The 15,907-nt window shown below is 37.9% G+C and carries 10 protein-coding genes and 1 pseudogene; 5 read left to right on the forward strand and 6 right to left on the reverse strand.

Going from position 1 to position 15,907, the window contains the following annotated elements; genetic code table 11:
- Positions 1 to 27: 27 nt before the first annotated feature.
- From MSBRM_RS10505 to MSBRM_RS10515, 3 genes are all read right to left on the reverse strand, one after another.
- Complete coding sequence (locus MSBRM_RS10505) at positions 28 to 1,092, reverse strand: phospholipase C/P1 nuclease family protein (protein ID WP_052712831.1); 1,065 nt, start codon at positions 1,090 to 1,092, stop codon at positions 28 to 30.
- A 506-nt stretch (positions 1,093 to 1,598) separates the two neighbouring features.
- The gene (locus MSBRM_RS10510; protein ID WP_048117077.1) at positions 1,599 to 2,324 is read right to left on the reverse strand and encodes a TetR/AcrR family transcriptional regulator; all 726 of its coding nucleotides are present in this window, start codon (positions 2,322 to 2,324) and stop codon (positions 1,599 to 1,601) included.
- 221 nt (positions 2,325 to 2,545) lie between these two features.
- A complete protein-coding gene (locus tag MSBRM_RS10515; protein ID WP_048117074.1) occupies positions 2,546 to 3,349 on the reverse strand; it encodes an EFR1 family ferrodoxin in 804 nt (267 codons plus the stop codon).
- 728 nt (positions 3,350 to 4,077) lie between these two features.
- Between MSBRM_RS10515 and MSBRM_RS10520 the strand changes: the two genes are divergently transcribed.
- From MSBRM_RS10520 to MSBRM_RS10540, 5 genes are all read left to right on the forward strand, one after another.
- Positions 4,078 to 6,420 carry a phosphoribosyltransferase-like protein gene (locus MSBRM_RS10520; RefSeq protein WP_048117073.1) on the forward strand — a complete coding sequence of 781 codons (2,343 nt, stop codon included), beginning with the start codon at positions 4,078 to 4,080 and terminating at the stop codon, positions 6,418 to 6,420.
- Between the two features lie 378 nt (positions 6,421 to 6,798).
- Positions 6,799 to 7,428 (forward strand): CatA-like O-acetyltransferase, encoded by a 630-nt coding sequence (locus MSBRM_RS10525; RefSeq protein WP_048155643.1) that lies wholly within the window; start codon positions 6,799 to 6,801, stop codon positions 7,426 to 7,428.
- 420 nt (positions 7,429 to 7,848) lie between these two features.
- Complete coding sequence (locus MSBRM_RS10530) at positions 7,849 to 9,759, forward strand: hydantoinase/oxoprolinase N-terminal domain-containing protein (RefSeq protein WP_230668840.1); 1,911 nt, start codon at positions 7,849 to 7,851, stop codon at positions 9,757 to 9,759.
- Between the two features lie 262 nt (positions 9,760 to 10,021).
- Complete coding sequence (locus tag MSBRM_RS10535; RefSeq protein WP_048122773.1) at positions 10,022 to 12,073, forward strand: hydantoinase/oxoprolinase N-terminal domain-containing protein; 2,052 nt, start codon at positions 10,022 to 10,024, stop codon at positions 12,071 to 12,073.
- A 309-nt stretch (positions 12,074 to 12,382) separates the two neighbouring features.
- Complete coding sequence (locus tag MSBRM_RS10540; RefSeq protein WP_048117070.1) at positions 12,383 to 12,928, forward strand: pyruvoyl-dependent arginine decarboxylase; 546 nt, start codon at positions 12,383 to 12,385, stop codon at positions 12,926 to 12,928.
- Positions 12,929 to 13,484: 556 nt separating this feature from the next.
- Here MSBRM_RS10540 and MSBRM_RS10545 read toward each other — a convergent pair.
- The 3 genes and pseudogenes from MSBRM_RS10545 to MSBRM_RS18875 form a co-directional block, all read right to left on the reverse strand.
- Positions 13,485 to 13,655 (reverse strand): annotated as a pseudogene (locus tag MSBRM_RS10545) (MM0924 family protein); the annotation flags it as partial.
- Positions 13,656 to 13,718: 63 nt separating this feature from the next.
- Entirely contained in the window at positions 13,719 to 14,003 is a 285-nt protein-coding gene (locus MSBRM_RS10550; RefSeq protein ID WP_048122771.1) for a non-histone chromosomal MC1 family protein, read from the reverse strand.
- Positions 14,004 to 14,255: 252 nt separating this feature from the next.
- Complete coding sequence (locus tag MSBRM_RS18875) at positions 14,256 to 15,788, reverse strand: helical backbone metal receptor (RefSeq protein ID WP_052725706.1); 1,533 nt, start codon at positions 15,786 to 15,788, stop codon at positions 14,256 to 14,258.
- Positions 15,789 to 15,907: the final 119 nt, after the last annotated feature.

Below are 15,907 nucleotides of genomic sequence, written 5' to 3' on the forward strand. Positions count from 1 at the left end.
ACTGAAAAATGAGAAAAATGAGAAGATTCACCTTCTCATGTATTTAACAAGGCCTATATTATACTTGGCAGATTTTAAGAGAACTCTTTCTGTATTTAATTTTACAGTTGCACTGCTTTCCCATGTATTCTCGTTGTAATAAATTTCCATCCACAGTGAACTCAAGTATGCATTTGAATATTCTGCCAAATCTTGTGCCGCAGCCTCTGGATCTGACACGTAATAATCGTTATTATTATTGCTTACTACAGATTCAAAGTTATAATTGCTGTTCCAATTTGCAGTGACATAATCTTCATAGTCATAATGAACCCATTGATTCAGAGTCTGGTTTGTTACCATTCCTGTATGCAGTGGATTTCCGACATCTATCAAGTAGTGGCTAGCATATCCTAACTCAGTATATGCAGCTGAAAGTTGTCCCCCATCATAATATGCCGCGGCGACACCAGCGTGGCTGTCGCAGTTCACAGCTGCAAGACCGTTGTCTGCCACAGGATCATAGTAATGGTTGTATGACTGCCAGATTTGAGGATATGGCCAGGTATCTGGATCATCTGCAGCATTTGATGCTATATCTGCGTAATAATCAGTGATTCCAACTTTTTTGACAGCAATTCTTGTCATCTTTTGATGAGGAGTTGCAGTCCATTTTACTGAGACCCTGTCGTTTACACCATGTTTATCGTTCAAATATTCAGCAATTGCTACATCGATTTGTCCTAAGACAATCATATCTTCTTCTGTAATACTATCGGGGTATCTGTTCCAAATATCTTTCATTGACTTTTTCATTTCATTCTTTTCTTGTTTAGAAGTATAGCATTCATCAATATATTTCAATAGTGTTTTTTGTTGATCCTTGTCTGCTTCAAGTAAATACCAATAAGGTTTTTCAGTATCGTATGATTTTATTGTAGTGTCAGGATTAAGATCAAGTTCTGGATTTTGTTCTATCAGTGCTACTTCTACTTCTTGATCGATTTCATCAGTTACAGCTTCAGCAGTTGCGCCCGAAACAAATACCATACTTAAAATCAGCATCGTCATAAATAGTAAAGCAATTTTTATTCTGTTTCTGGTATTCTTCATTTTCTTACCTCTTCACTTAATTCTGAGGCAAGGCTACCTAAACTTTATAACTAATTAAAGCAAATAACCATGCCCTTTGGGCATGAGGCGTTCAGTCTTATCTTCCAGTTTGCCTGAGCACCTCACACATAATAAAAAAATGTAAATTATACTATATAAAAATTTTTGATTTTTTCATAAATATAATAGTTATTTGCCTTTAATTAAGATACGAATCATTACAAACGTGTTATTTTGTCCCATCCGAACAGGTTGATGGTCAATTTGTATCTGATTGATATTATATTCCACATTCCGTAGTATTTTTTGAAAATCAATATTTTTCATGATAGCGTTTTTGGAACAGATGCAAATAAGATCACTCCAAATAGATTAGATTCTTGTAGAACAAAACCAGCGATCTTATGATATCATGCTGAACTTGCCTATCTTGTATGGAGTAGGCGAGAATCAAAAATATGAAATGCAATAGAGGCAAAAAAATTCAACATGATATTTCAAAAAATTTAAGATTGCTCTTTCTTTTTCTTCTCAGGCGCCACAGGCTCGGTTAAAAAGAATCCAAACGATGCGAAATCTTTGACATCCATTTTGTGAGACATCTCACCTGAAGAGATAGAAGGAGTGATGAACCGGAAAAACTCACTGGCAAACTGCTTGTAGCTGAACCCCTCTGCCTCGATCACCAGTTTCCATTTATTTTCCATTGACAGGATACCCATGAAGGAGATCATAAGGTACATTGAGGTAAGAAATGGATCGAGATCTGCACGGATTGTACCATCATCGATACCCTCCTGGATCGCATCCCGCAGGATAAGACGGCAGGTTCCATATCCCTTTCCAATCTCTGCGGTACACGGGTTCTCTTTGGAAAAACGCTCAGAACCGTAAAAATGGATCATTCGAAGATAATCGGGGTATTCCTGTGCATATTGGTAATAGGCCTGACCCATCAGGGCTACCTTGATAATTCCCGGTACCTGTTTTTCCATGCATTCCATGTATTTTTCTTTAAGGATCTGGATACCGCGAAGTACAATGGTTGCGAAAAGTGTCTCCTTATTTTTAAAATATAGATAAATGGTAGCCTTATTCAGTTCAACCTCGCGGGCGATGTCTTCCATAGAAACATCTTCATAACTTCGAGAAAAAAAGAGACGCTCGGCTGCATCGATAATCTCTGTTTTTCGCTGTTCCTTTTCTCGTTGCCTTCTATCGGCGATTCCCATAGTTCCACTCCACCTGACTTATATTTATAAATTTATATTTATATTTATATTTATATTTATATTTATATTTAAATTATGGTTGTTAGTTATATGATTTAAGGAATGAATGTATTCTAATTTTCCACTTTTATCAGTGGGATATATTCGAAATATATTCGAGATGTATTCGAGATATATTCGAGATATATTTGAGATATATTCTGGATATATTCGGAATATATTCATTCGATAAAACATTCAGGCTCTTTTCGCTGGCTATGTAGCGTATGGAGACGCACTGATGCGTCTTTAACCAGCCCGGGTTTCATCGATCTGGCACTTTGCGGGCAGTTTTTGATACACGCACAGCAGGTAATGCATTTTTCTATATCAATCAAACGGGAATTTTCTGCATCAACAGCACCAACGGGACATACCTCTGCACAGGTTCCGCACTGTGAACACTCGTCACTGACCGCGATAAAATCAACAGTCCACAATTTTGTAACTCCTCCATAAGGATAATTGCCAGGCACATGCACATCAGAAACCTGAGAGATTGATGAAACAGATTGTAGTTTTTCACGTATTTTCTGTCCAAATAGTTCTGCATGGTGTAAATCATCTTTATCGGGACGTCCCTCTGCTGTTGGTGTCTCGGAATTTGAGAATGAGTGTTCTCCGATATATGCTGCACAGGCAATGGGAATGCACCCACATTTCATTACAATATTTTTTAGTTCGAGCAGTGCATCCTCATATGCTCGATTGCCATAAACCACAACACAAACAGTCGGTGTATTATGAGCCTGAATTGTATTCAGCCATTCATTTAATAATGCCGGCACTCTCCCCATATATACGGGAACTCCAACAACAAGCAATTCATCTTCCGATATCTGCAACGGTTGTTTTCTTGCATCCGGTCTGGTAATATCAATTAATTCCACGGTGCCTTGATTAATACCATGCGCAATGCCCTTAACAACCGCTTTTGTTGTTCCGGTAGGTGAAAAATAAACTAATTTCGCAGATTCCATTTTCATTTCATTTTCTCCATCAGTTGTGTAGGATTCTGCCCGAAGGTAGTCTCACTAGAACATTGTAACCAATGGTTATATTATAACTCATGGTTGTATTATAACTTTTGGTTATTAACTTACCATCAGTTAGATATCAGATTACACTTAATAAAAATATTAAATACCTGACGAAGGCTTTGGTACTAATTTTACATAAATCAGAAATCGAATGGAATAGTAGAAATTTCTCGCTTAAATTCTAATTTTGGGGATTTCTATACAGCCTTCTTTACTTTAACTAATTCTTAATATGAGCTTATCTTGGAAATCAGAGCTCTATTAACTCCCCTCAACGCCCAAATGCCCACTATGTGGGCATTTGGGCGGTCACTGACAAAAAAATAGAAGCGACAGCGATAGTAGTGAAAAAATTAGAATAAGAATTAATATGTTTCTCAGACCCGACGGATGTGTTCGATTTGATAAAAAATTTTGAAAAAATTGAAATAAGCTCATTACCTGTTTGCAAAAAGAAGCAAAAGACAAAAGGATTAAGGAATTAGTCAAGAATCGATTTTTATAATTAGCTCTATTTACAATAATGCATAGGTTTCGTAGTAATGCCCGTAATATTTGAAAAATAAAGAAGTTTAATGTTAATTAAAAAGTTCATTTTTGACAGAACTTATCATTATTTCCATTTTGATCTCAAACAAACTTATTTACTCTAGAAATAAACATAATGACATAATATGACCGAAAAAGATGAGAAGTCAATTAATTCTAATGAAAAAATATCATCTTCTGTTTTTAAAGTAGAAGATAAAATTCTTTGTTCATCAAAATTAGATGATGATATATATACAGCACTCAGCTCTCTTTCAAGTTTGCAAGCATCCTTAAATAATATGAGTAAAAACTTAAATTCTGAATTAGTCACTGGTTTCTTATCAGTGTCCACCAATCCACTTAAAGGTCTAAAAGCATCCCTAAATATTCCGAGTCAAATAGCCAAGCCTCAAAATTTAAGGTTATATTCTCCTCATCCAAATGTGAGTTCTTCGCAAAAAACTGACAAAAAGATTGATTTAGAAGATATTTTAAAAATCTCAAGAAAACATAAAAAAATATTCCTCTTCGATTTTTTCGATCTTAATCAACAGGAAGCAATAAACGATTTTTCTAGATCTATTAGTGGAAAGGACTTAGTTCATATAAATGATAACAAATCTAAAGAAGTTATGCAGTTGTCTATAAATCATATTCTGCTGAATACAGATTTGCCGAAGAACGTTTCTTCCATCTGTGTTCATTTTGGATATTTTTTCGGGTATCATTTTTCTTTGATATTCGAATGCGATTTGAATGTTGAAGATCTTTATGAGAAATTTTCGAAGAATGATACTGATAGTCTAATTGAATGCTTTCAACTATTTGAAGATCTGCAAGTTCAAATAGAAGAATCACTACCTGAACAGTTTCATGGTTTCTTTTATAAAAATGAGTTGAGATTTGAAAAACCTAATTTAAAATTACTTTCTATATATGTTTATGATATTCATGACTATAAATTCATTTTTGATATTGAATATAATGAAAAATCGATGGCACCTATAGATCGTCCCACATTGAAACAAAAAGTCGAATTTTTTGTAAACTTCTCTTTAAATCAGGAAGATAAATATAGCGAAAAAGTAGAGTTTAATGCATTGTCTTTACTTAGAATTGAGCCTAAAAAATTATTTACTTTGATAGGTGATAAATTAATATGTTCCAAATCGAATAATTATTTTGAAGACTTCTTAGGACAACTTCCATCAAATTTTGTTATTTTAGAGTTTAAAGACGATGAACTTTTAAATTTTATTTTCCAATTAGTTCCTTTATATTATTTACTTACTATATTTGAAAAAGTACTAATCGATTTATCAAAAGTTAAAATTCCAGAGATTAAAATATCTGAGCTTCCTCATTTAGATGAAGAAATATTAAAAGTAAAAAAGGCGGAAGTATTAAAAACAAAAATAATATTGGACGAAATTGTCAGAGACTTATTTCTATATTTACGCGCATTTGACTATTTCAGTTCTAATGATTTTAGATTTTCTAATGAAGTAAGTCGAGATCGTATTTCGTTTAAAGGTCAAAAGTGGGATAATGATTCAATTTCAAAATTTCTTAGTGATCTCATTATTTATAAAAAGAAAGAAATAGTTAATAAACAGACTCACTTAGAAAAACGAATTTCTGAGATCGATGAATTAATTCAAAATGAGTTAAGTATAATAAAAAATAAACCTAAAGTCAACAGTCTTCTAAATGAAATTGAAACCGAATTAATTCTACGAATAAAAAGATGGGAAGGATTGATTCCACAGGATAAAATTGAAAATTGGTTATTAAATTTCGATACTAAAGAAGAAAGATTAATTGCTTTAAAATTATTGGATAAGTTGACATATGTTTCTAACAAAAACCTTAAACAACTTATAGATTCTTCCAATAATTTATTACATTCTAAAATCAATTTGGATACGTCTCAAAATTGCTTTTTCTCATGTGTTGGAGATATAACAAGCGGATCCACTCATTTAGCTAAACATTTTCAGGAAGAAAGTAGAATTAAAGAAAAATTGTTCAAAAAAACAGAAGAAATTGAATTATTAATAGAAAAAAATGGTAAAATAGATAAATTGATTTTGATAGATGATTTTATAGGTTCAGGTAATACTTATATAAAATGGTATAAAAAAAATATTCAATTAATAAAAAATTGTTCGGAAGTAATCTTAATCGTTTTAATAGCACTAAAAAAAGGGATCAACAAGATCGAACAAAAAACCAATACAAAAGTACTATGCAAATATATTCTTGATGAAAGTAATCAAGTAATTGATGGAACCTTATTTGATTGTGAAGAAAGGCAAGAAATTAATAGACTAGTAAATAAATATTCATACTTAATTAACTCAGATTTTGTTTATGGCTATGATAATTGTCAGCTTCTTTTAGCGTTTGAAGATAATATTCCAAACAACAGTATTGGGATCTTGTGGTGGTCTACAAACTGGACACCTCTTTTTGAAAGAAAATAATTGTCTCACTGATATATGTAATGTGAAAAGAACAGATATAATATAACGGAAATAAGTATTAATTATTCAACATCAGTAAACATTATTAAAAACGACAAATAGATCTCTTAGTATTTTATTACATTTACCCTATATCAAGCGAAGCAATAAGCTTATTCATATATATTTTGGACTAATCATGTTTTCAGACGTTTAGAGTAAAAAGTGCGATTTTAGCTTTTGGTAGTCAAATTAATTATAAAAATGAATTTCCATTTTTAGGATTTCATAATTAGTGTTGCAGTTTAGCTTTTCCGAAAGATTTCTAGTCTGCCTGGGTCGTGAAACTAAAAAAGAAATATATCGTAATGTAGATTGTATTAGGACGAAGGCGTAAATATGGGAAACAGATACCAAAAAATAGACCTTGAAACATGGAAAAGAAAAGATTATTGCCAAATATACAGGAATGCAGTCCAGCCTCAATATTGTGTGAGTTTTGAACTTGATGTGACGAATTTTAAAAAGCGCGTTAAAGAAAATAACTTGTCATTTACGCTGGCATTTATATTTGCTGTTACGAAATGCGCAAATGAAACAGAGGAATTTCGGTATCGTTTTCTTGATGGCGAAGTTGTGTTATATGAGTCCATTGATACTTCATTTACATATCTGGATAAAGAAACAGAGTTATTTAAGGTAGTATATGTTCCCATGCAGGACACGATTGAGAAGTTTGTACAATTGGCAACCGTAACGGCAGAAAATCAAAAAGAACATTTTACAGGACCTGTGGAAGACGATGTATATCAATTCTCTGCCCTGCCGTGGATAACGTTTACGCATATTTCGCACACGGATTTCGGAAACAGGGAAAAAGCGCAGCCCATATTTGATTGGGGAAAATATCAGGAAAAAGAAGGCAAACTTATGATGCCGTTTGCAGTTCAGGTTCATCACGCATTTGTTGATGGTATTCATATCGGCAAACTTGCGGATAAGCTGCAGAGATACCTGAATGAAGTGTAGATTAATCAGTAGCTCAGTGGATTAATAAGTAGTTTAGTAGATTGATAAGTAGTTCACTAATTTTGGCTCTTCGCCGTTCCCTATGGATAAGATGATTTTCAATTCAAGACCGCGGTTTTTATGAGGATATTATGAGGATATCCACACAAAACAACGAAGAGCCCTAATTTTTTAGCCCTTTCTTAACTTCTTCATTAAGAGAAGGTTTGCAATTTTTTCCTTTCGCTAATACCGTAATATAAAGAGGACACCTAAACTTTCCAAATAGCATATTATGCACATGAATAAAATACTTTTAAATATAATATATACTTGGCAATTTTAACTATATAAACTATCTCATGAACCCCAATTCATGAACCCCAATTCATGAACCCCAATTCTAAAAAATGAACAGGAGGCATTTAGATACAATACAGCATGGGTATTGACGCAGGAGGCACCTACACTGATTCGATCATCATTCGGGACTCAGATAGCAAAGTGATGGATTCGAACAAGGCGCTTACCACCTATCCTGATCTGCTCACAGGAATTAAAAATTCCATCGACGGGCTGGATGAGAAATATTTAAAAGACGTAAAAATGGTTTCGGTCTCAACAACGCTTGCCACAAACACAATCCTTGAAAAAAATGGCTATCCTGTAGGTTTGATCCTTGTAGGAGATTATGAAATCCCGGAAAGAAAGGATATTGAATTTTATACTATCGTAAAAGGAGGGCACGACCATCACGGAGCCGAACTGATTTCCCTTGATATGGAAGCTGTAGAAGCTTTTGTCAGTAAGGTTAAAGATAAAGTTTCAGCCTTTGCAGTCTCTTCCTACTTCAGTATCCGAAACCCTGCTCATGAGCTGGCAGTCAAAGCCCGCATCCAGGAGCTTACTGGGATGCCTGTGGTCTGTGGGCACGAACTTTCACTTGACCTTGGAGCCTACGAGAGAGGGATTACAGCCTACCTGAATGCTCAGTTGATTCCTATTGCAAACCAGTTTATTCACTCAATCAGGGAAGAAATCTCCAGGCGAGGAATGGATTCGAGGCTGCTGATGCTCAAATGCGACGGTTCGGTTGTAGGCATTAACGAAGCCCTGGAAAAACCAATCGAGTCTATCTTTTCGGGACCTGCAGCAAGCCTTGTAGGAGCATCCCATCTTTCAGGGCTTGAGACATGTGCAGTTATTGATGTAGGCGGGACAAGTACGGATGTTTCCATACTCGAAAACGGTCTTCCTGAACTCTGTGAGGAAGGCGCTGTAGTCGGAGGCTGGCAGACAAAGGTAAAAGCTATCCGGATGGAAACCTCAGCAATGGGAGGGGACAGCCATGTCTGGATCAAGAACATGAAAATAAATATCGGTCCAAGGCGAGTTATCCCACTTTGCGTTGCAGCGGTTAAATACCCTGGTTTTCTTGAAGTCCTGAAAAAAGGAAGAATTCCTGGAGCTATGCACCTTGATGAAAATGTGCAACCTACCAGGTTTTTTGTAAGGACTGGTATTGAACCCTCAGACCTCGGAAAATTTGAAACAGAACTCTTCGACAGGATAGGAGATTTTCCTGTATCGCTTAACGATATTTTCTGGGAGACCCAGAAAACGCTTTCTCCGGGTTTACTTGATTCGCTCATAAGAAAACGCCTGATCCAGGCAATAGGTTTTACCCCAACCGATGCGCTTCATGTGCTCGGGGAATATACAGCCTGGGATCAAGAAGCCTCAAGGGTAGGAGCAAAACTTCTGGAACGATATACCGAAACCGACCATATCGAGATCTGCAAACAGATAAAACAGGACGTTGCAAGGAATATGGCCTTAAATCTAATATCTTTTATCCAGAAGGATGTGCCGTCTTCCGAAATCGAGAAAATCCTGCTTTCCGACAGGTTTACACAGTTCAGGATGAAAATCCCTGTGGTGCTGATAGGAGGCCCTGTAGTCGCATACACCAGAGAGTTGAAACAAATTCTCAATGCCGACATCATAATCCCGGAGCATGCTGAAGTAGGAAATGCGGTCGGAGCCGTCGTAGGCAAGGGCATAAAAAGAATTGAAATCCTGATCAAAAGCGCCTACTCAAAAGATAAGAAAAGGCTTGTTCTTCTATTTTCACCTCAGGGCAGGGAAACCTTTGGAAGCTACCCAGCCGCTCTGGAATACGCCGATGCTCTGGGAAGAAAACTCATCATGGAATACATGACCGAAGCCGGGCTCGACAAAGGGCAGATCCAGATCGAGGTCAGTAGAAAAGATATCTCTCTTAGTGAAGCAGGGGCAGTACCCCTAGAGACAAAGCTTGTTTTTGTTGGAGTTGGAATGCCAAAAGTTTGAGTTTCGAAAATCTCCCGGAATATTTATATTTACCCTCAATAGTGCAATAATGCAATAATTAATTCAGTGTTTGGTCTTGAGTCTCTCACCAGCTCCTGATGACCAAACAGAATTGGACGTAATGTCCTGATTTTGCTGTCAGAACATCAGCAAGTAATTAAAAATGGCATAAAAGGAACAGCATTACAAATGGCAAGGAAAGAGTAACGCAAAAACGTTTGAAAATAAAAGTGGAGATATAAAAATGGAATGTAGTTCAAAAATGGCATATGATCTGGGCATTGATGCAGGTGGAACTTATACTGACTCGGTTTTAATTAGAAAATCGGATGGAAAAGTTGTATGCTCAAACAAGGCCCTCACAACCTATCCTGACCCTATCAAAGGAATAGAAAAGTCAATTGACGGACTTGACACTGAAAAGCTAAAGCTCGTGACTGTAGTTTCGGTTTCAACTACTCTTGCCACCAACACTATCCTTGAAGGAACAGGATATCCTGTTGGGCTCATCCTTATCGGAAATTATGATGTTCCTGAAGATTCGGGAATTGAGAACTGGATTATGGTAAAGGGAGGACATGACAGTAATGGCGAGGAAGTCGCAGCCCTTGACCTGCCGGCAGTAGAAAAATTCGTACTTGAAATAAAAGACAGGGTCTCGGCTTTTGCAGTTTCTTCTTACTTCAGCGTGCGAAATCCGGAGCATGAGCTGCGTGTAAAAACCCTGATCCAGGAATTGACAGGGCTGCCTGTTGTATGCGGGCATGAACTGGCACAGTCGCTCGGGGCTTACGAAAGGGGAGTTACTGCCTACCTCAATGCCCAACTCCTGCCTGTGGCAGAGGGCTTCTTAAAAACGATAGTAACTGAGATCGAAAGAAGAGGCCTCAACCCGAGAATTGCCATGCTCCGCTGCGACGGCTCTGTAGTGAGCATGCAGGAGGCTATGAAAAAACCCATAGAATCGGTCTTTTCAGGTCCCGCAGCAAGTCTCCTTGGGGCTTCCTATCTGTCCGGGCAAGAGACCTGCGCTGTAATTGACGTTGGAGGAACAAGCACGGACGTCTCCCTGGTCCATAAAGGACTGCCAGACCTCAGTGAGGCAGGAGCAGTTGTGGGTGGCTGGCAAACAAAAGTAAGGGCGCTGCGTATGGAAACTTCGGCTATGGGCGGAGACAGTCATATCTGGGTTCAGAGCGGCAATATACACATAGGTCCCAGGCGGGTTATTCCTCTCTGCAGGGCAGCAGTCCTGTACCCCGATTTTATGAACACTCTGAAAAAGCGCTGGATTCCGGACCGGCTCAAGCTGAACGAACATATTCAGGCAACAAAGTTCTTTATCCGGACCGAGCAGAAACCTGTCAATTTGAACCGGGAGGAAAAAGAGCTCCTTGCCCTTATACGGGACGAGCCGCGTTCCCTCAAAGATATCTACTGGGACAGAAATATCCTTCCTCCAAAGAGAGTAATGGATTCTTTAATTCAGAAGCGGCTTGTTCAGGCAATAGGTTTTACCCCAACAGATGCCCTGCATGTGCTTGGTGAATATACTGAATGGAATGCTGAAGCTTCGGAAATTGGAGCTACTCTGCTTGCAAACTTCATAGGGATTGACAGGACTGAGTTCTGTCTAAATGTGAAGCGGCTTTTTGCCAGAAACATGGCCCGAGACCTCATTGCTTTTCTAATGGAAGGAGTAGACAGGACCGAAATTGAAAAAATGCTTGATGGCAATTTCTTCGCTCGTTTTAAAGTAGATATCCCTGTTGTCCTGCTTGGAGGGCCGGTAAGGGCTTATGTGGATGAACTGAAGAAGCTTATAGATGCCGAAGTCTTTGCTCCTGAATACTCAGAGGTTGGAAATGCCGTCGGAGCTCTTGCAGGAAAAGGGACAAAACGCATTGAGATTACAGTGCGCACGCTTTACAGTGAGTCCAAGTATGACCTTAAAACAAAAGGGGTCTTTGTGTACACACCTGTAGGAAGGAGGCATTTCATAATACGGAGTGAAGCCCTGGAGTTTGCTGAGGCGTTTGGAAGAAAGCTGATTCTTGATTATATGGCCGAATCCGGACTTCTCCCTGACCAGGTTACAGTTAATGTACAAAAAAAGGATATAAAAGTCCATGCAGGTGAAATTCCGATAGAGACAAGATTTATCTTTGAAGGGATTGCAAATTCTAATGTCTATGAAAAAGCTCTTTCTGGACAGGAGAAAAAAGATGAGGACCTTACAGAACTAACCAGTCAGGTTCATTCGCTGGATTGTAATTCCTGTGGAGAACTCTCTATCTCTGAAAATAATAAGTGAAAAGGATAAAGTTCATAACTCTGGTGTACGTTTCAGAAATGAAAGATAGGACTATCAGCCCAATAGTTCAGCTTTCAACAATTAAAAAATTTCCGAATAAATTTGGAAATTTTAGAATGCGTATCGGTTGCTCATACAATGGAAACCGCATAGCAAATGCATAAATCCCTTAAGGATAGGACTTACGCACTTGAGGAACAAAATCAATTATAGCAAAGACTGTGGATTAAAGTCACATTTTAGACAGTTAACGGTCTGATGCTGTTTTGATTCTTCAGTTCAACTGCGTATAGTCCTAAAGGAGTTAACATGATCCCAAGAAAAGCATTTTTGACAAAGGGTACCGGGGTACACAAAGACCGATTAGCATCCTTTGAACTTGCGCTAAGGGCTGCAAAAATTGAGAAATTCAATCTTGTAAGTGTTTCGAGTATTCTGCCCCCGAATTGCAAAGTCGTACCCAGAGAAGAAGGACTTTCAGAGTTAAAACCTGGTGCTATTGTCCATTGTGTACTTGCAAGAAATGATACTAACGAGCCTCATCGTTTAATGGCTGCAGCTATAGGAACTGCGGTTCCTGTAAATGAGGACAACTACGGGTACATTTCCGAACATCATTCTTTTGGAGAAGAAGAAATTATTGCAGGAGAATATGCTGAAGACCTGGCGGCTACAATGCTTGCAACCACCCTTGGCATAGAATTTAACGCAGAAATGGCCTGGCATGAGAGGGAGCAGGTCTACAAGGCAAGCGGGCATATCTTTGACACATTCCATATGTGTCAGACCGCAAACGGTGACAAGGATGGAAAATGGACCACAGTTGTAGCTGCAATGGTTTTCGTTACAACATAAGTCGCAAAATAAAATGAATCAAGGAAGATAAATTAAAAACTTTAAGAAATTAAATTTTTAGAAATTAGGTTTTAAAATACGATTTTTATTGAGTAAAGGGGAAGGAATTCTGGCTTCCCAAGTCTTATAAAAACGTAGGGTTGGAAAAGACTGCCACCGATCTCTCGAATATTTTTGAGTTTATCGACCACTTGTCTATATTATATTGCCGCTTGAATTATCTCCTTTTCTTAGAGCCTATAAGAAAAGTGGTTACCTACTGTAACTTTTGCAATATGCAAAACAGGAATGGATACTATGATATTATAGACCTATTGCGACTTTTCAACATGCATTACTGATTATTCAATAAGCTCTAAACTAAAAATGTTTGGAAAAATATTGTCTTCTTTAAAGGAATTTTGAGCGGTGGCGCGAACATACCCCGTTGCTTGCAGAGGGAGGCGCCAGCGCAACTTTGAGATGCTTACTGAAGCCACAGGCTATTCTATTATTCATGAACGTGATGGTGGGCACTCACACTCGAAGCCGTTATAGATTCACCATCCCCAATAGGCCATAGGGCTACTATTTTATCTACGGCCACATGGGTATACTTTCCTTTGTTATTGAGAGTAAGGACATTATCAACACAGGCCTCTATGGTTCCCGTAAAAACATCAGTCCCACCGCAATAAACGTCTACAGCCTTGTTTAGATAATGACCTGTTATAAAGCATTGATACATGTTCTTTTCCTCCATTTTCGTTATCCTGAGATCTCTCTATTTTTCTCTTTGTTTCATTTATAATTACTCGATTGTTTCTGTTTTCTCTTTCGTGACAAAAGGCTTATTTATTTTTTCTGACATCCAGCTAGGCCTATTTTTGGGAGCTTTAATAGTTTGTTTCCAAGCTTTGTAAACGTGTATCTTCTTTGTTCCACATTCCCTAAGCCTGATAATCTGTGGTTTGGATTTGGTTCCGTCCCCCCGGTTCGCAGCTTTTAGTGCAGCTTGACGAGGCTGTTTTCCTGTGAAAACTCCGTGCTCATTGCCATTTTCGTCTTGTAAAACAAAATATCTCTTGTCGGCGATAACAGTCACCTCGAAAATCAGTATTTTAAAATTTAGATTTTATAAATTCTGATTTTGTGAAGTTTTTGCTAGTTGTTTTTACAATTTCATATGATTGCAGTACTCAACCTTTTACAAAAACTTCACAAAACTGCCTATGGAAACCCTTTGACTTGCCTGATTTGAAAATCAACATGCTGTATACTTTACCTTTTTTACCTCCTTTCATAGACTTTACTCTTTTTTACCTCCTTTCATATACTTTACTGTTTTTTACCTCCTTTTATACAGGAATACGCAAATCAGACAAATAATACCGGAAGCTATTTCAAAACCAGGCGTATTTGTGTTCTCATCCCCAGAGCTGTTTTGGCCTGGTGTTTGTTCAGATGTCTGCTCGGGTGTCTGTTCAACGTTTGTTTCACTGTTTTGTTCAGAGTCCTGTACGTCAGGTTCGGACGGCGTTTCAGTCACGGTCTCTGTTACATCACTCGTTACATCGCTTTGATTTTCCGAAGAAGTACTGACGTTATCGACACTTTCGCTACTGCTACTAGTGCTACTAACGCTGAGACTTCCGGTACTGCTTCCACTACTTTTGTGACTGTTGCCACCACTGCTGCCGCCACTGGAACTGCTTTCTTCAACATCTATGACCGCAGTTTGGAAGGATGTTCCGTTTTCATTACTTACTGTTAGATTTGCTGTATAAGTTCCTGCTGTGGAATAAGTATGTTCTGGACTCTCATCGGTTGAAGTATCTCCGTCTCCGAAGTCCCAATCCCATCCGGTTGCGTTTTGTGAAAGGTCTGTAAACTGTACGGTAAGAGGAGTATCACCGCTGGTAACGTCTGTACTGAAATTGCTAACCGGAAGAGAGAAACACTCTGGATGAATCAGCTCTGCAACCATTTCGATTGCATCTACAATCCGAGGTCCTCCCCTGCTAATTATATCAGCTTCAACAAGAATGAAATGGTCATTCTTCACGGCTGTGAGGCTCTGCACCTGTGTATTTTGTTTGAAATAATCGTACACCGGATTTGAACCGTTCTCATCTAACATGCCTGTTCCGGAGTTGATCATAACATAATCTGGATCTTTGTTGATGAGATTCTCTATATTGATGGTTCCCCATCCATCAATATTGGAAAATGCATTTTTGCCACCTGCAACACTTATTACCTGATCCTGGTAGGTGTTTTTTCCGGCAACATAAATAGGATCATAACTGACTACATGAGCAACCGTTGGTTTAGTACTTGAGGTTGCCACCTTTTCCTTAATTGAATTTATTCTATCACTCATTGAATCAACAAGTGAGTTAGCTTTATCCTCTGTACCTGTTGCTTTCCCAACCAGAACAATATCTTTAAGGATTCCTTCAATATCTGTTGGGTTCAAAACCACTACATTCAGGCCAAGTCCACGCAAATAATCTATTGTTTCATTACCATTTCCAGAATCAGCAATTACAATGTCTGGATTAAGAGCAACTACTTTCTCCGAATTAATTTCAGTATAACCTCCAACATTGGTTTTCGTAGCTGCTTCAGTAGGATAATTGCTATAATCGGTTACGCCAACTACTTGATCTATCAGACCCAGGGCTCCCAGAATCTCGGTGTTGGATGGGGATAGCGAAACAATCCTCTGGGGCTGTGAAGGTGCTGACACCTGAACCCCATAATCATCGGTAACCGTAACATTACCATCAGAAGCAGCAGCATGCCCGACACACCCAAACAATAGTTGAGAAGTTGTAAGCAGTACTAAAAATATATACCAGAATTTACTCTTAAACATTTTATATCATCTCTGTCGTGTTTTTCTCATATTAAACTAAGAGACAGTGTTCGAATTTTCTGTAAATCCAAAGTCAAGTTTTTATATATTATAAGAAAAAATTGATATTCCAACCTGGA

This window comes from Methanosarcina barkeri MS (assembly GCF_000970025.1).
Classification (GTDB): Archaea; Halobacteriota; Methanosarcinia; order Methanosarcinales; family Methanosarcinaceae; genus Methanosarcina; species Methanosarcina barkeri.

Bases quoted from the DNA above. Each gene is read 5' to 3' on its own strand.
- MSBRM_RS10535 (WP_048122773.1), top strand. From the start codon at position 10,022: ATGGCATATGATCTGGGCATTGATGCAGGTGGAACTTATACTGACTCG.
- MSBRM_RS10525 (WP_048155643.1), top strand. From the start codon at position 6,799: ATGGGAAACAGATACCAAAAAATAGACCTTGAAACATGGAAAAGAAAA.
- MSBRM_RS10540 (WP_048117070.1), top strand. From the start codon at position 12,383: ATGATCCCAAGAAAAGCATTTTTGACAAAGGGTACCGGGGTACACAAA.
- MSBRM_RS10515 (WP_048117074.1), bottom strand. From the start codon at position 3,349: ATGAAAATGGAATCTGCGAAATTAGTTTATTTTTCACCTACCGGAACA.
- MSBRM_RS18875 (WP_052725706.1), bottom strand. From the start codon at position 15,788: ATGTTTAAGAGTAAATTCTGGTATATATTTTTAGTACTGCTTACAACT.
- MSBRM_RS10510 (WP_048117077.1), bottom strand. From the start codon at position 2,324: ATGGGAATCGCCGATAGAAGGCAACGAGAAAAGGAACAGCGAAAAACA.
- MSBRM_RS10530 (WP_230668840.1), top strand. From the start codon at position 7,849: ATGGGTATTGACGCAGGAGGCACCTACACTGATTCGATCATCATTCGG.
- MSBRM_RS10505 (WP_052712831.1), bottom strand. From the start codon at position 1,092: ATGAAGAATACCAGAAACAGAATAAAAATTGCTTTACTATTTATGACG.
- MSBRM_RS10520 (WP_048117073.1), top strand. From the start codon at position 4,078: ATGACCGAAAAAGATGAGAAGTCAATTAATTCTAATGAAAAAATATCA.